The sequence below is a fragment of the Pandoraea sp. NE5 genome, assembly GCF_024363545.1.
GTDB lineage: Bacteria > Pseudomonadota > Gammaproteobacteria > Burkholderiales > Burkholderiaceae > Pandoraea > Pandoraea cepalis.
The window spans coordinates 3,705,252-3,720,378 of the sequence record NZ_AP025517.1; the positions used below are offsets into that span (position 1 = coordinate 3,705,252).

The window sequence follows — 15,127 nt, forward strand, 5'->3', positions numbered from 1 at the left end:
CTCAGACCTTGGTCGACGCACTTCGGCCATTGGCGACCAGACCGGCGATGTCCTGATCGGCCTCGAAGCGAAGACGGAAGGTTTCGCTCTTCAGGGTGCGGATGCTCTGCACCAGGAAATCGTGAATCGCGGCGAGTTCGCTCTGGTCGTATGCCGCGCTGACCGCCGTGAGTTCGCGCGAGACTGAGGACAGGAACTGTTCGATCTGAGCGCAACGCTCTTCGATGGGGTGGATCATCACCATGCGCCGGTCGTGCGGGTTCTTCTCCCGCTCGACGAAGCCCGCGCGCTCGAGCCGATCGATGACCGTGGTGATGCCGCCCGAGCTGACGCCCATGAGTTCGGCGAGCTGGCCCGCGGTAATCGACTCGATTTCAAGGATGAGATCGAGCGCGTTCAGGTCGGTGACATTCAGGCCGAGCTGCTCGGCAAGCGCTGCGTGATACAGCGCCGTGTACACGGCGAGCCGGCGTCCGAGCGAGCGGACGATGCCGGCGACGAGATCGTTACGGTTCGTGTGTCGGTCGCTCATGGTGCCGTGCGATGTGTTGAGCGGGGAGGCCGTCGACGTCGCCCCGGAGGCGGCGCCCGAATCGACGCCGTATGTGTTGTGGCGGTGGCCGGCGGCGAACCCGTTGCCGGTGTCGCGCATGGCGACGGGTTCGGAAAGTTGCGGGGCGCAATCGCCATGACCGCGCATCAGAACGCTGGTGTCGGGAATGAAGCGGGCCATGGCATCTCCTTATCGATGAATCACGTGGTGCGCGCGCGATTCGCGCGACGCACCATTGGACTGGCGATTACTTGCCGACGCTGGCCACACTGCCGAGCAGGCTGGTGACCGGTGCGAGCAGTCCCGTCAGACCGCCCGTTGCGCCGCCCGAGCTACCGCCAGCCGTGCTCGTCACACCGGAGAGCAGGCTCGTGACCGGGGCCAGCGGGCTGCTGCTGCCGCCCGACGTGGCGCCACTCACCCCGCCGAGCAGGCCGGTGACCGGCGCGAGCGGGCTGCTGCCCGAACCGCCGAGGCCGCCGAGCAATCCCGTGACCGAGCCGAGCGGGTTCGACGAACCGCCTGCGGTCGTCGTGCCCAGGTTGCCCAGCAGCGATCCGAACGGATTCGCCGAGCCGGTGGAGGTGCTGCCGTTCAGGAACGTGCCGACGCCACCCACGGTGTTGCCGGTGGCAATCACCGTGTTGCCGAGTGCGGTGACGACCGGGTTCGACGACGTACCCTGCATCGTCGTGCCGACCGTGGCGACGCCGCCGCCGACCGTCTGCAGCAAGCCCTGTACCGGACTGCCCAGGCCCGTGGTCATTCCCACGGTGCGGGTGGTGTCGGACACGACATTGGTGATCGGCGTGATGGCCGACGAGAGCGCCGTGGTGGCCTGAACCACCGGGCCGCCCGTGAAGGCCTGTTTCAGGATCGCACCGCCGGCGATGCCACCTTGGCCGACGGTCGCGACCACGTTGCCAAGTGCCCCGGTCAGCGTATCGACGGGCGTGCCTGCCAGCGGACCGCTCTTGCCGACACCGGCGACGCCGCTGCCCAGCGACACGCCCGCCTGACCGAGGTCGGTCACGACATTGCCCGTGCTCGCGAGCGTGGTGCCGACCGGATCCGCCGAGGCACCCGTTTGGCCGAGACCGCTGCTCACGCCGTTGCCGAGGGCGGTGACGGCGTTGCCGGTCTGCGTGAGCGCACCGCCGAAGCCCTGCGACGCTTGCGTGGACACGAGCGGCAGCTGGGTGCTGGCCACCTGGTCGCCCAAGGCGCTGACGACGTTGCCGGCGGAACTCACGACGCCGCCGGCGCCGGTGGCGGTCGTGCCGACGGCATTCGGGGTGCCCGAGGTGCCGCCCGAAGCGCCGCTCCCGCCGCCGCCGCTGGAGCAGCCGGTGAGGGCGATGAGGCCGATGGCGGCCGAAGCCAGGAGGGTGCGTTGAAGTGCGTTGGTCATGATGTCTATCTCCCTAGATCGTTCTGGATGGATGCCTGGTTACTTCTTGGCGCCGAGCAAGCCGCCGAGCAGATTGGTCACCGGCGCGAGCGGGCCGCTGCTGCTACCCGAGCCTGTGGCTCCGCCGACCGTGCCTGTCACGGAACTGAGCAGCGCTGTCACCGGGGCCAGAGCACCGCCTGCCGCCGTGCCACCCGTCCCCGTCGAAGCGCCGCCGGTGGCGGTGCCAAGGGCACCGGTCAGGCCAGAGACGAGGCTCGTGACCGGAGCCAGCGGATTGCTGCCCGAGGCGCCGCCCGTGGCACCGCCGAGCCCGCCGGTCAGGCCAGAGACGAGGCTCGTGACCGGAGCCAGCGGATTGCCGCCCGAGGCGCCGCCCGTGGCACCGCCGAGCCCGCCGGTCAGGCCCGAGACGAGGCTCGTCACCGGAGCCAGCGGATTGCTGCCCGAGGCGCCGCCCGTGGCACCGCCGAGCCCGCCGGTCAGGCCCGAGACGAGGCTCGTGACCGGGGCCAGCGGGTTGCTGCCCGAGGCGCCGCCCGTGGCACCGCCGAGCGTGCCGGTCAGGCCGGAGACGAGGCTAGTGACGGGCGCCAGCGGGTTGCCACCCGAGGTGCCGCCCGTGGCACCGCCGAGCGTGCCCGTCAGGCCGGAGACGAGGTTCGTGACCGGAGCCAGCGGGCCGGCGCCAGCGCCACCACCGAGGCCACCGGGCAGCCCGCCAAGGAGCGAGGTGAGCGGGGCGAGGGGGTTGGTGCTCGTCGGGGTGCCGTGGACCGCGCCGCCCAGGCTGGCCACCGTGTTACCCACGCCCGCCACGATGCCGCCGACGTCCGTGGCCACCGGATTGTTGAGCTGACCGGCGATCTGCGTGCCGACACCGGCCAGGCCGCCGCCGATTTGCGCCAGCAGTCCGGAAACCGGTGTGCCGAGGCCTGTCGTGTTACCGACCGTTTGCGTGGTATTGGTCACGACGTTCGTGATCGGCGTGATGGCCGACGAGAGCGATGTGGTCAGTTGCTGCACCGGGCCGCTCGTGATCGTCTGCGTCAAACCGCTGCCGAGGCTTTGGCCTGCCATGCCTACCGACGTCACGACACCGCCAAGCAGCGTAGTTACGCCATTGACCGGCGTATTAGCCAGCGGACCGGTCTGCCCGAGGCCGGCGACGGCGCTACCCAGTTGCGTGCCGGCCGTGCCGAGGTCGGTGACCGCGCCGCCCACGCTGGCGAGCGTCGGATTGAGCGGATCGCTCACCGAACCCAGCTTGCCGAGACCGTTCGTGAGGCCATTGCCAAGGGTCTGCACAGCGTTGCCGGTCGAGACGGCGGCGCCGGCGAGACCACTTTGCGTTTGCGTGCTGACCAGCGGCAGTTGCGTGCCGGCCAGCGTGGTGCCCAGATCGCTAACGGTCTTGCCGACTTGCGTCACGACACCCGTGCTCGCAGTGGCGGCCACGGTGCCGATCGGGTTGGTCGCGGCGCTGCTTCCGGTGCCGCCGTTCCCGCTGCCGTCTCCATTGCCGCCGCTTCCGTTCCCACTTCCGCCGCCGCCATTGCCGCTGAGGCCCGAACCGTCGGTCACCGTGCCGGCGCCCGTTCCGCCGCCGCCGCCGCCGGTGCCGGCGCTGGTGCCGCTATCGCCGAGCGACCCGCTGGTTCCGCCGGAGCCCGAACTCGCGCAGCCGGTCATCGTGACGATCGCGAGCAGGCAGGCGGAAGCGAGAAGATGGCGTTGAATGTTTTTCATGATGATGTCCTCTGGTCTGTATCGTTGGTTAGGCGAGCGCGTCTTGCGCTGCCAATCGGCTGTTCATGCGTTGTGCGATGAGTGCGAACAGGAGCGCGTTGACGATCGCGCTATCGGGGCCCGTCATCGCGTGGGCCGAATGCGTGTGGTCGGCGCGAGCGGCGATGGGCGAATCGGTCGGTGTGGCGGTGGCGCGTACGCCACCGCCTTCTGCACCGCCCCTCCCTGGGCTTGCGCCTCTACGATCGTTCTCGGCAGCAGCGCTGCGCTGCGTTGCCGCGATGCGTTGCTGACCGCCAGACAGGGCGGCGGGGCGCGGCATCGTTTGATTGGTATTGCCAATGATCATGGTGTCCCCCGGTGATCTTCAGCGTTGCGATGCAGGGATATCCGCAAGAGCTGTGCCAATCGCCAAGGCTGGGTTTGAATAAAACTTCTAGTTTTTCCGGAGGCGGGCTGGAAAGCCTGTATTTACTTGCGTTTCGGAAAACAAGAATCTTTCGGATCGAGAGATCGACCGTCTTCGGAAGGGGGATGGGGCAGGGTTAACGCCATCGAAAAATGAGCGGTTTTCGTCGAAATGCCGTTCCCGTTACGGGGGTGTTACGGGGAACGTTACGTAACGTTCCCGGCGAGACCGGTGTCGGTGTCGTGTAGAAATACGAAGTAAATTGCCAAGCCATGCGACGCTTGAGCGTGCAAGGCGCGCAAAGGCTGGATGCTGGCGTGTCGCGGCGCTGGCGAGCCGAATCTCGTTTCTGGGCGAGGCGCGTGTCGGGGGATGTCGGGAGGCGGGGGTGTTGAACGAAGTGCAACGGTGATCAACAGCGACAACACGGGGTGAATCCGTTGAATCAGATGAATCGATATTTAGCGGCGTGCTACAGGTATTGCGCGTGCACGTGTGGCGTGACACCCATCATGGTTTTCCCTCGCGGGCGTTGGATTATCTGGATTTGGAGTATTGTTTGATCCATCGATGTAACGCTTTCTTACATTCTCCAGGGTGATTGGAAGCAAGACTCTAGTTTTTGTTTGCAGGTTTAAATTAGCATCGAAAAAAAGCGTACGCCGCGACAAAAGCGGTATCGACAAGCGTAGAAATATTGGCGTACAACGCAAAAGGGGTTCGCAAGCCTGATGGCGCAACGAATCCGAGGCCGAACTCAAGCATTGATAAGCGATATGGCGCACGTGCGTCGGCGACCGAGAGGCCGTCAATGTTCCGTTGTGTCCGAACGGGCGCTTGGCGCCTTTTTAGTGGGAGCGTGATATGAAACTCGGCAATCGCATTCGACTGTTTGCTCGCGACGAACGCGGGGTCACGGCACTGGAGTACGGCATTCTCGCCGCGATCGTGGCCGTGCTGATCGGTGGCGCGGTTTATACGAACCTGTCAGGGGTATTCACGTCGGTATTTTCGAAGATCACGTCGGTCGTCACGAACGTCGGTTCATGACGTTCCGGCATCGCGACCTGTTTGGCGCCGGCGTGAGCGTGGTGGCACGGGGGGCGAGATTGTGGTTGGCAATATTGGGAAGGACACCGTAATTTTCTGGCGTCCTTCAGGGTGGCAGGCGGCAGTATTCGCGAGGACGCGAATCATGCGGGCAAAGCGAACAGGGGAGGCCGGACGGCAGCGCAGCCTGTCCCGGCAGACAGGGGTCACGGCGCTGGAGTACGGCATTCTGGCCGCCATCGTCGCCCTCTTGGTCGGCGCGACGGTGTTCACCAATTTGACGACCGTGCTCACGAATGTGTTCAGCAACCTCACGTCGGTCGCAACGTCCGCCGTGAATCACTGACGCGAGACGCAACGTGCTCACCTTGCTGTGGCTGTTGTGCCTGCCGATCGTGATCACCGATCTGGTCGCGCGCCGTATCCCGAATGTCTGGCTGTTGGGCGTAGGAGGGCTGGCACTGATCTGGATTGCATGGCGAGCGTGGCATGGCGAGCCTCGGGTCATGTGGGTTCACGGGCTCGGCGCGCTGTTGGGATTGATCGCACTGCTACCTTTTTGGTGGCGCAACGTGATGGCGGCGGGCGATGTCAAGCTTTTCGCGCTGATTGGGCTGGTGGCGGGGTATTCCGCGCTGCTGCCGGTTTGGTGCCTGGCCAGCGTGGCGGCTGGGGGGCATGCGCTGGTGTTGTTGACCTTGCGGTTGAAGTGGCTATCGCGATGGTGCGATGGCCTGAGCGCTTCCACCGCCTGGCAACGCGTTCTGCAGTGGCGAGCCGGACGCATCGGATTGCCCTACGGGGCCTATCTGGCAGCGGCGGCGCTTGTAGTGCGGTAAGTGCGGTCGTAACAAAGGTTGCATTGAGTCAGGCAGCGGCAGGTCGTGCGGGTCTCCACGACACATGCCACAGGTGAAGACAGGCAATGACGAGTGCGGCGGCAAGCGGCACCGAAATAACGAGAGGCGCGGGCGACGCCGCGCAAATTAGTATGACCAATGCGTCGCCAAACACGGCCACACAGTGCCGTGAGCGACGGGGAGCATCGTCATGAAGCGGTTTGGGGCACGGGCAGGGTCAGGGTTGCGAGGCACGCGCTCGCGTGGCGTCGCCGCGCTGGAATTCATGCTCATCCTGATGATCCTGCTGCCCGCGTTCTATGTTGCCGTCGCGTTCTCCATCACCATTCTTGCCCGGCAGATGCTGACGCAGGCCGCCTCCGAGGCTGGCCGCGCCATGCTGCGCGCCGGCACCATGGCGCAGCGCCAGGGATACGCCACGCAGGCGATCAACACCACGTTGACCTGGCCGTCGGCGTCGGCGGTGAGCACCGGTTTTACGCCCGACGCGACCTACCCGTGTCCGGCGTCGGGCACCAGCGCCAGTTCGCAATGCATCGTTCACGTCACGTTGACGCTGACCCAGCCGATGACCGTCAATTGGCCGGGGCTGGGAGCGCTCGTGCCGCAAAACATTGTCGGGACGGCCGCGATCACGCTCGACACATCGACGTTGGGCGGCAGCTAAATGAGAGACGCGAGCATTACAGGAGAGCGGCGCGCAGGTGCCACGAACATTCGCCCCGAGCGCCCAAATGAGATGTGCGGTTATGCCAGGTTGTCATGCCGTCGGTTCGCCGGCGTCCCGCAAGTTGTGACTGAACGGCCTTCAGGCCCCAAGCCATGAACAAAGCCACCAAGATTCTTGCTGCTGTGTTGGTTGTCGCCGGTGTGTTGCTCGCGCTGTTCGCGCTGCGTCTCGGCACGTCCAACGCGCCGGCGCCGGCCGCGACGCCTTCACCGGTAACCCAGACGCTCACGCAGCGCTATCCGGCCGTGGTGGCGGCCAAGGCGCTCGCGCCGGGCCAACCCATCGACGCAGACGGCGTGAAGCTCGTCTCGTTCGATAGTCAGACCGCGGGCGGCTTCGCCAACCCGGCCGACGTCGTGGGCCGCGTGCCCCTCATTGCCCTCGCGGCCGGCGTGCCCGTTACGCAAAACGCGCTCGCTCGCGGCCTCGCCCTGCAGCTCGCGCCGGGCGAGCGGGCCGTGGCCATTCCGGTCTCCGAGACCGTCGGCGTGAGCAACCGCATCCGTCCGGGGGATTACGTCGACGTCTTCTTCACGATGAAAACCAATCGACCGGCAGGACCGGCGGTGGGCTTGGTTGATGACACGCAAGCGCGTCTGCTGGCCTCCCGTGTGCGGGTGCTGAGCTATGGCAACGCATCGCTCGACGATGTGTCGCCGCCGCCGGCCACGCCGAGCGTCGCGTCCAGCGTGCAAGCCGCCACGACCGCCGCCCCGGCGCCTGCGCAACCGGCCATCAATGCGCAGGCGCCCATGCCGGCGACTGCCGCGGTCGTGGCCGTGCCGGTGGCCGACGTCAACCGGGTGGTGCTTGGCACACAGCAGGGCAAGATCACGCTGGCGCTTCGCAACCCGGGGGACGACGCCAAACCCGACCCGTCGCTGTTCCCGGCGCCACCGCCCGTGCTCGCGGGCAAGGCCGGACTCAAGGCGGACGACAAGGCGGCGCTCGAGACGCCCGAGAACCAGGCCTATGCCGGCATTGCCGCGACGGGGCTCGCGGGTGCACCGACGCGCGCGCCGGCGGGGACCCCCCATATGGCGGGTGCACGGGGGAGCGGCGGCGCCACGATCGAAGTCGTTCGCGGCGCGCAGCAAAGCACCGCCGCTTATTGACGCCGCCGATGCCTACAGATTCGACCCGAAACGCTACGCCAGTTCACCCACACAGTGACCGATATCGCCACGCCATGATCAGAAGCCAGGTTCGCACCGCCAGACGACAGACCCGACGCGTGACGGGCATGCTGTTGTGCTTAGCCGCGCTGCTCGCGTGCGCCGGCACAGTGTCGGTGCGTCTGGCCGATGCGGCCGACACCGGATCGGGCGCCGGATCGCGCTCGCTGACGCTGGGGGTTCACGAGCAACGCGAACTGCAAGTGCCCGGCGCGCTCGAGCGCGTTGCCGTGGCCGATCCGGCGGTGGCGGATGTCGTCGTGCTCAAGGGCTCGGGCGGACGACGCGGCTCGGTGCTGGTCGTCGGCAAGCAGGCGGGCACCACGCAGATCGCCGCGTGGCCGCGTGGCGGCGAGCCGGTGCGTTGGGAAGTGCATGTGAAGGGCAGTCTACAGGGCGCCCTGGGCGATACCGGCACGGCCAGCGTGGATGCGCGTGGCGGCGCGGCGCTCATCAAGGGGCATGCGAATACCGTCATCGAGCACAGCGCACTGCAATCGGCGGCGCTCGACGCGGCGGGCAAGGGCGGCGTCGTCGTCGATCGCTCGACGGTCGGGGACACTGGGGTCGTGCAGGTCGACGTGAAGATCGTCGAGATCAATCGCAATATTCTCAATCAGTTGGGGGCGCGCTTCGGCGCGTCGAAAAAGACCGGCTCGGGCACCTTCGGCGTGAGTTCAGCGCTTAACTCCGCCTTCGGCGGCGCGGGTGGGACGAGCGCCGTGCCGAACTTCGGTTCGTTCTTCGGCTCGGTTACCCGCGGCGCGTTCAGCATGGCGGCGGAGATCGATCTGCTGCAATCGAACGGTCTCGGCCGGGTGCTTGCGGCGCCGACCCTGGTGGCCCTCTCTGGCCAGAGCGCGAGCTTCCTGGCGGGTGGCGAGATTCCGGTGCCGCAATCGGGCGGCCTTGGCACCACCACCATCGTCTACAAGCCGTTCGGCGTCGGGCTCACGGTCACGCCGACGATTCTTGCGCCGAACCGCATTGCGCTGAAGGTGGCGCCCGAGGCGTCGGACATCGACTATACGAATGCCATCGTGACCGACTCGACGCAGATTCCCGCCATCACGACACGTCGTGCGGACACGACCGTCGAGTTGGGCGACGGCGAGAGCTTCGTCATCGGCGGCCTGATTTCGCGCACCACCACCGCCGCCGTCGACAAGGTGCCGCTGCTCGGCGACCTGCCGCTCATCGGCGCATTTTTCCGCAATCTGAAGTACAACAGCGCCGAGAAGGAGCTGGTGATCGTCGTCACGCCCCATCTGGTCAAGCCGGTGGCGAAAGGGGTGGCGATGCCGTTACCGGGCGATACGCGCGAGCGTCGCCCGGGCCCCGTGTGGGGCGCCTACTTGATGGGTGTAGCAAGCGACAGCGAACTGCCAGGTTTTTCGAAATAACGTCGATACGGGTACCAAGAGGGTACGGAGCGGCGCAGAGGCGAGAGCCCGGGGCAGGGAAGTCAGGAGTGCATAAATGAACGCACCGACGCGAATACTGGACACCATGACAGAGTTGCATCGCTTCCTCTTTTGCAGCGCGCATGCGGGCCACGGTCAGTGGCTCTCGGCGGCGTTGCGCGACGAGGGCGTGGTGTTGCAGGAGGCGGGCCGTCCGGCACAATTGCAGCAGCGCATTGGCGATCTCGATCCGCAGGTCGTGCTGCTCGATTTCTCCGGCGAACCGACCGGCCATGCCGACGACGCCGCCGACGGCGGCTTCGCCGGTGCCATCGAACTCGCGCACATGCTCAAGCGCGTGGCGCCCAAATTGCCTCTGGTGGCGGTGGGCTCGATGGTGCGGGCCGACGGCATGAAGGCGGCCATTCGCGCCGGGGTCCACGATTTTATCGATATGCACTCGACGCACGAGGAGGCGCTCGACGTCATTCGCCGGGTGGTCGATCAAACGCCACCGCCCAGTGTCGTCGCGCCTCAACGTCACGGGCGCTTCGTGGTGCTGCTCGGCGCGCGCATCGGTGTGGGGTGCAGCACGCTCGCCGCGCATCTGTCGCAACTCGGGCAGGAGATGGTCGTGGGCGCGCATCCCGACAAGGCGGTCCGGGCGGCGAAGGTGCCGGCGAACAAGGACGATAAGTTCGATGCCTCGCTACTCGGTCATGTGGCGCTGCTCGATCTCGGTTTGCCGTCCGGTGACGGCCTGCTGTATCTCAACACGCAAAGTCAGTTCAGCTTCGCCGAAGCGGTGCAGAATCTGCGTCGCTTCGACGAAACGCTCGTGCATACGGCGGTCTCGCATACGCCAAGCGGCCTTGCGGTGTTGCCGCTGCCGCTCGATCTCGGCGACATGCGTAGCGTGGCGGCGGCCGATGCGCTGGCGCTGACCGACCGTCTGCGGGCGTTCTTCGATCTGATCGTGGCCGACCTCGGCGGCTTCTCGAATCCCGCGTTCGTCGCGAGCCTCGTGCGCGCGGCCGACGAGGTCTGGCTGGTCGTCGACCAGAGCGTGGGCGCGATCGTCTCGCTCGCGTCGATGTTGCGCGATCTCGAAGAGAAGAGCGTAGAGCGCCATCACCTGCAGCTCGTGCTCAATCGCTACGACCCGCGTTACGGCATGGCGGCCGATCAGATCGCCAAGCGCTTCGAGATTCCGCTGCTCGCCACACTGCCCGATCGTCCCTTGGCCATGCTCTCGGCCACCAATCAGGGCAAGCTGATTCTCGATACCGCGCGCGGCGATCCGTACGTGCGCGCGTTGCAACCGCTCGTCGAACGACTGATCAGCGCGCAACATGCGGGGGCGGCAGCACAACGTCATTCGTCGGGCTGGCTGGGCCGATTCATGGGAAAGCACTGATATGACCGACTCCATCGAATTTGCCGACGACAAGCGCGCGTTTGCCAATTCACAGCAGTTTCAGGACATCAAGACGGCAGCGCACGAACACCTGCTCGCGCGGATCGAGGAACTCGGTGCCGAATTCGGGCGCTGGAGCCGCAGCGCGATTCAGCAGTTCGTCGATCTGGAGATGGACGGCTTCGTGCGACTGCGCCGCATCCCGATCAACGAATCGGAATTGCGCCAGATTTCCGATGCGCTCACGAAAGAGCTGGCCGGCTTCGGACCCATCGAGGATCTGCTCGCGGATCCTGCGGTGGAAGACATTCTGATCAACGGGTACAACGACGTGTATGTGTCGCGCGAGGGTGTGCTTGCGCGTGAAGCGTTGCGCTTTTCGGACAATCAGCATCTGCTGCGCATCGTGCGACGCATTCTTGCTCCCATCGGGCGCCGTCTCGACGAGTCGAACCCTATGGTCGACGCGCGCCTGCCCGACGGTGGGCGCCTGAACGTCGTGATCGAGCCGTTGGCCGTCGACGGGCCGGTGGTCTCGATTCGCAAGTTTCGCAAGGATCCGCTCAAGCCGTCCGACCTGCTCGCGCTCGGCAGCTTCAACGAAGAGATTTACGCGCTGCTCGACGCGGCAGTGCGCTCACGCTGCAACATTCTTGTCTCCGGCGGGACCAGCTCGGGCAAGACGTCGTTACTCAACGCGCTGGCCAGTTTCATTCCGGCGAACGAGCGCGTGGTGACGGTCGAGGATACGGCCGAACTCTCGCTCAACCACCCGCATGTGGTGCGGCTCGAATCGCGTCAGGGCGGCTTCGACGGCGCGGGCGAGGTGTCGATTCGCGATCTGATTCGCAACAGTTTGCGCATGCGTCCCGACCGCATCATCGTGGGCGAAGTGCGCGGGTCCGAAGTGCTGGAAATGATGCAGGCGATGAACACCGGCCACGAAGGCTCGATGGCGACGATCCACGCCAACTCGCCGCGTGAATGCCTCTATCGCCTGGAGATGCTGGCGGGCTTCGCCGGGTTTCAGGGCAGCGAGAGCAGCCTGCGCCGGCAGATCACGAGCGCGCTCGATTTCATCGTGCAGATCGGCCGTCTGTCGAGCGGGCGCCGACGCATTCTGTCGATTACCGAGGTGACCGGGGTGTCGGATACGGTGATTTCGACGCAGGAGCTGTACCGTCACGAATCGGTCGTGGGGCCCGACGGCGAAGAGAAGGATCGTTGGGTCTCGCTCGGCCTTCAGCCGCACTCGCCGAAATTGCAGCGGTTCAAGGAGCAGACGCGCCATGCGGCGGCCGCCGCAGCAGCGCAATCGCAAAGCAACACGCCGCCGGATTCGGGCGGCGGTGGTGGCTTCTTCGGACGCCGTCGATGAATGCCATCGTGCTGTGGGTCATTGGCATCGCCCTGCTGCTGATCGCCGCAGGGTTGGAGCTATGGCGCCGCACGCACCAGCGCGTGAGAGCGCAGGCGACGCGCGCGTTTCTTGAACGGCAGCTCGCCCAGAGCGCGCCGCGGTTCGCGGCGAGCGAGAGCGACGCCGCGCGCGCGCCGCGTCGCAAGTCGTTGCCGTGGGAGTTTTTCTTCGAGCGCGCGGGCGTGCAGACCGATCCGATGTTCTACACGATGCTGGTCGCGCCCGGCCTGCTGCTGGTGATGCTGTTCTGGATGTGGCACGGGCCGCTCTCGGCCATCGTCGTACTGTTGATGTACGCGGTCGGCACGGTACTGCGCTACTGGTTCAAGGCGGCGCGCCGGCATCGCAATATCGTGCGGCAGTTGCCGATCTTTCTCGACGGCATGGTGCGGATGCTGACCGTCGGCAATAGCCTGCCGGCCGCGTTCCAGACCGCCGCGGGCAATGCCGACATGCCGCTGCGCGAGCTGCTCGACCGTGCCGTGCGACAGGTGCAGGCAGGTGTGGATCTCGACGTTGCGCTCAAGCAGATCGCACGTGTCTATCACGTCGAAGAGATTTATCTGTTCGCGTCGGTGGTCGACCTCTCCACCCGGTTCGGGGGACGCGCCGACCAGATCCTGTCGCGCATGGCGGGCTTCATGCGCGATCGCGAGCAGGCGCAAGCGGAACTGTACGCGTTGTCGTCCGAGACACGGCTATCGGCATGGGTGCTGGCTGCGCTTCCGATCATCGTCAGTGCCGTGCTGATGTTGCTCAATCCGAGATTCTTCGAGCCGATGTTCCAGGAGGCGTCCGGTCAGCGGCTGCTCGCGATCGGCCTGGGACTGGAAGTCTTCGGCGGCTTCCTGTTGTACCGGCTCGCCAAGTCGCTGTGAGCGAGAGGGACTGACCGATATGCACCTCGCCAACTCGCACCTGTGGATGATGCTGGGCCTGTTGATGGTCGCGGCCGGGCTGTTGCTGGCGGCGTCGGCGTTGCTGTTGCGTGCGATGCGTCAGGGACGCAGTGAACGGATGATCGATCAGGTGCTGGCCAGCCGCCAGCAACAGGCGCTGGCGGCACTGCGTGCGGCGAGTACGCCGGGCGGGCGTCAAGCGGGGCCTGACGACGACACGCTGGCGACCCATGAGGGCCGGCAGCAAGGCTGGCGCGCGTTGTTCGACCGTGCCGCGGCGTTGGGCAAGCAGTGGTCGGAAACGCGGCTGGGTCAGCATCTGATTGCCGCCGAGGATCGCCTGCTGCTCGCGCAATGCGGCTACGACAGCGTGCGGGCCAAGTCGCTGTTCCTGTTCACGCGGGTGGCGCTCGCGGCGGTGTTGCCGCTGCTCATCTGGTTGTGGTTCCCGGGCAGCGGGGGTGTTGGCACGATGCTGCGCCTGATCGGTGCGGCCGGAGCCGGACTGCTCATGCCGAAGTTCTACGTGCAACGCAAGGCGACCCAGCGCCGTCGCGAACTGATCGAGGAGCTGCCATTGCTCATCGACTTGCTGCGGTTGCTGCAGGGGGTGGGCCTGTCGATGGATCAGAGCCTGTATGTGCTGGTGTCGGATTTTCGCGAAGTGCTGCCGATCCTGTCCAAGGAATTCGACAACGCCAATCGTCAGCACGCTTCCGGGCGTGGTCGCGAGGCGTCGCTGGGCCGCTTGCGCGAGGTCTACGACAACGACGATTTGCGCGCGCTGGTGCGGCTCATCGTGCAGGTCGAGCAGCATGGCGGGGCGGTGCAGGAGCCGCTGCAACAGTTCAGCGATCGCTTGCGCGAACAGCGCCGGCAGACGATGAAGGAGCGCATCGGCAAACTCACGGTGAAGATGACGCTGGCGATGATGCTGACCCTGTTACCCGCACTGATGCTGGTGGTGGCGGGACCGGCGATCCTGTCGCTAACGAAATCGATGGAGGCTATGCGGTGACCCGACGAATTCAGACACGACGCCTTGCCCGGGCCGCAGCCGCGGCCAGCGTCCCACAGCCACCGCGCGCCCGTCGCGCGATGGCCGGCTCGCTGATGGCCGTGCTGTGCGCGGCGGCGCTTGCCGGCTGCAGCGGGCCGCGTATCGGTGGCTACGGTGCGCCGTCGGCGGCGGCGCTCATGCAGGCCGAGCAGAACGACGAAGCCATGGCCAAGGCGGCCAAGCCCGACACACGCGGGTTGTATCTGTCGATGATTCGCCAGATGCAGGAGCAGGGCGCGTATTTTGCGTCGCTGGCGCATATCGACGAGTTTCGGATGCAGTACGGCGCAGCGCCGGATATCGACATTCTCCGGGCCGATGCCTTGCGTGAGACGGGGCAGCCCAACGCCGCAGAGCAAGCCTATCGCCCGTTGCTGATCGGGAGCGAAGCGGCGGCGGCGTGGCACGGCATGGGGCTGGTGGAAGCGCAACGCAAGGATTACGCGGCGGCGGCGCGGGCGCTGCGCGAGGCCGTGACGCGCGCGCCTACGCAGGCGTTCTACCTGAGCGATCTCGGCTTCGCGCTGTTGCGCAGCGGCGATACGGGCGCGGCCCGCGTGCCGCTTGCTCAGGCAGCCGAGCTGCGGCCCGACAGCCGCAAGGTGTTGAGCAATCTGGCGGTGTATCTCGTGGTGACGGGCGAGCGCTCGCGGGCCGATGAGGTGATGACGCGCGCCGACATGCCTCAGGCGACGCGCGACGCCATCGACAAACTGGCCGCCGACATCCGCGCCGAGGGACAGGCGCGCCGGGCGGCGGCCGATGCAGCGGCGGCACGCGCCGCCGCGCAGGCCGCGGCATCGATTCCGGCACCGCTGGCGCAGGCCCGGCTTGCACGTGCCGCGGTGGCGGCCGATACCACCGATGGCACCGATGGCACCCGCAGCGACATGCCGATGTCGCTGATGGACCGTTTCAGCCGCTCGCAGTGATGCGGTGGCTTCCGCCTTCATGCATGGCGCAGGGCGCACGACGAGAATCACGCAATATC

General features: G+C 66.4%; 15 protein-coding genes. 11 read left to right on the forward strand and 4 right to left on the reverse strand.

Going from position 1 to position 15,127, the window contains the following annotated elements; genetic code table 11:
- Position 1: 1 nt before the first annotated feature.
- The 4 genes from PanNE5_RS16955 to PanNE5_RS16970 all read right to left on the reverse strand — a co-directional run bounded on the left by PanNE5_RS16955 (position 2) and on the right by PanNE5_RS16970 (position 4,062).
- Positions 2-733 (reverse strand): MarR family winged helix-turn-helix transcriptional regulator, encoded by a 732-nt coding sequence (locus PanNE5_RS16955; RefSeq protein WP_017231554.1) that lies wholly within the window; start codon positions 731-733, stop codon positions 2-4.
- Between the two features lie 67 nt (positions 734-800).
- Positions 801-1,964: a collagen-like triple helix repeat-containing protein gene (locus PanNE5_RS16960; protein ID WP_261938443.1), complete on the reverse strand. Its 1,164-nt coding sequence runs from the start codon at positions 1,962-1,964 to the stop codon at positions 801-803.
- A gap of 39 nt (positions 1,965-2,003) precedes the next feature.
- Positions 2,004-3,713, reverse strand: a complete 1,710-nt coding sequence (locus PanNE5_RS16965; protein ID WP_261938444.1) for a collagen-like triple helix repeat-containing protein — start codon at positions 3,711-3,713, stop codon at positions 2,004-2,006.
- A gap of 28 nt (positions 3,714-3,741) precedes the next feature.
- Positions 3,742-4,062, reverse strand: a complete 321-nt coding sequence (locus PanNE5_RS16970; protein ID WP_150564478.1) for a hypothetical protein — start codon at positions 4,060-4,062, stop codon at positions 3,742-3,744.
- Positions 4,063-4,986: 924 nt separating this feature from the next.
- On the opposite strand from PanNE5_RS16970, the gene PanNE5_RS16975 reads away from it, so the two are divergent.
- The 11 genes from PanNE5_RS16975 to PanNE5_RS17025 all read left to right on the forward strand — a co-directional run bounded on the left by PanNE5_RS16975 (position 4,987) and on the right by PanNE5_RS17025 (position 15,068).
- Positions 4,987-5,172, forward strand: a complete 186-nt coding sequence (locus PanNE5_RS16975) for a Flp family type IVb pilin (protein WP_017235000.1) — start codon at positions 4,987-4,989, stop codon at positions 5,170-5,172.
- 145 nt (positions 5,173-5,317) lie between these two features.
- Entirely contained in the window at positions 5,318-5,518 is a 201-nt protein-coding gene (locus PanNE5_RS16980; RefSeq protein WP_017234999.1) for a Flp family type IVb pilin, read from the forward strand.
- Between the two features lie 13 nt (positions 5,519-5,531).
- A complete protein-coding gene (locus tag PanNE5_RS16985; RefSeq protein ID WP_017234998.1) occupies positions 5,532-6,011 on the forward strand; it encodes a prepilin peptidase in 480 nt (159 codons plus the stop codon).
- A 211-nt stretch (positions 6,012-6,222) separates the two neighbouring features.
- A complete protein-coding gene (locus tag PanNE5_RS16990; protein ID WP_026132154.1) occupies positions 6,223-6,699 on the forward strand; it encodes a TadE/TadG family type IV pilus assembly protein in 477 nt (158 codons plus the stop codon).
- A gap of 155 nt (positions 6,700-6,854) precedes the next feature.
- On the forward strand, positions 6,855-7,877 hold the full coding sequence (cpaB, locus tag PanNE5_RS16995) for a Flp pilus assembly protein CpaB (RefSeq protein WP_261938445.1): 1,023 nt from the start codon (positions 6,855-6,857) through the stop codon (positions 7,875-7,877).
- A 128-nt stretch (positions 7,878-8,005) separates the two neighbouring features.
- Positions 8,006-9,340, forward strand: coding sequence for a type II and III secretion system protein family protein (locus PanNE5_RS17000; RefSeq protein WP_261938446.1), 1,335 nt, complete (start codon positions 8,006-8,008; stop codon positions 9,338-9,340).
- A gap of 76 nt (positions 9,341-9,416) precedes the next feature.
- On the forward strand, positions 9,417-10,757 hold the full coding sequence (locus PanNE5_RS17005; protein WP_017231743.1) for a MinD/ParA family protein: 1,341 nt from the start codon (positions 9,417-9,419) through the stop codon (positions 10,755-10,757).
- 1 nt (position 10,758) lies between these two features.
- Positions 10,759-12,135 carry a CpaF family protein gene (locus PanNE5_RS17010; RefSeq protein WP_150564474.1) on the forward strand — a complete coding sequence of 459 codons (1,377 nt, stop codon included), beginning with the start codon at positions 10,759-10,761 and terminating at the stop codon, positions 12,133-12,135.
- Positions 12,132-13,055, forward strand: a complete 924-nt coding sequence (locus PanNE5_RS17015; protein WP_261938447.1) for a type II secretion system F family protein — start codon at positions 12,132-12,134, stop codon at positions 13,053-13,055. The genes PanNE5_RS17010 and PanNE5_RS17015 overlap by 4 nt, the downstream gene beginning before the upstream one ends.
- 19 nt (positions 13,056-13,074) lie before the next feature.
- Positions 13,075-14,094 (forward strand): type II secretion system F family protein, encoded by a 1,020-nt coding sequence (locus PanNE5_RS17020; RefSeq protein WP_017231740.1) that lies wholly within the window; start codon positions 13,075-13,077, stop codon positions 14,092-14,094.
- A complete protein-coding gene (locus PanNE5_RS17025) occupies positions 14,091-15,068 on the forward strand; it encodes a pilus assembly protein (protein ID WP_261938448.1) in 978 nt (325 codons plus the stop codon). The genes PanNE5_RS17020 and PanNE5_RS17025 overlap by 4 nt, the downstream gene beginning before the upstream one ends.
- Positions 15,069-15,127 lie beyond the last annotated feature (59 nt).

Bases quoted from the DNA above. Each gene is read 5' to 3' on its own strand.
- PanNE5_RS16955 (WP_017231554.1), bottom strand. From the start codon at position 733: ATGGCCCGCTTCATTCCCGACACCAGCGTTCTGATGCGCGGTCATGGC.
- PanNE5_RS16960 (WP_261938443.1), bottom strand. From the start codon at position 1,964: ATGACCAACGCACTTCAACGCACCCTCCTGGCTTCGGCCGCCATCGGC.
- PanNE5_RS16965 (WP_261938444.1), bottom strand. From the start codon at position 3,713: ATGAAAAACATTCAACGCCATCTTCTCGCTTCCGCCTGCCTGCTCGCG.
- PanNE5_RS16970 (WP_150564478.1), bottom strand. From the start codon at position 4,062: ATGATCATTGGCAATACCAATCAAACGATGCCGCGCCCCGCCGCCCTG.
- PanNE5_RS16975 (WP_017235000.1), top strand. From the start codon at position 4,987: ATGAAACTCGGCAATCGCATTCGACTGTTTGCTCGCGACGAACGCGGG.
- PanNE5_RS16980 (WP_017234999.1), top strand. From the start codon at position 5,318: ATGCGGGCAAAGCGAACAGGGGAGGCCGGACGGCAGCGCAGCCTGTCC.
- PanNE5_RS16990 (WP_026132154.1), top strand. From the start codon at position 6,223: ATGAAGCGGTTTGGGGCACGGGCAGGGTCAGGGTTGCGAGGCACGCGC.
- cpaB (WP_261938445.1), top strand. From the start codon at position 6,855: ATGAACAAAGCCACCAAGATTCTTGCTGCTGTGTTGGTTGTCGCCGGT.
- PanNE5_RS17000 (WP_261938446.1), top strand. From the start codon at position 8,006: ATGCTGTTGTGCTTAGCCGCGCTGCTCGCGTGCGCCGGCACAGTGTCG.
- PanNE5_RS17005 (WP_017231743.1), top strand. From the start codon at position 9,417: ATGAACGCACCGACGCGAATACTGGACACCATGACAGAGTTGCATCGC.
- PanNE5_RS17010 (WP_150564474.1), top strand. From the start codon at position 10,759: ATGACCGACTCCATCGAATTTGCCGACGACAAGCGCGCGTTTGCCAAT.
- PanNE5_RS17015 (WP_261938447.1), top strand. From the start codon at position 12,132: ATGAATGCCATCGTGCTGTGGGTCATTGGCATCGCCCTGCTGCTGATC.
- PanNE5_RS17020 (WP_017231740.1), top strand. From the start codon at position 13,075: ATGCACCTCGCCAACTCGCACCTGTGGATGATGCTGGGCCTGTTGATG.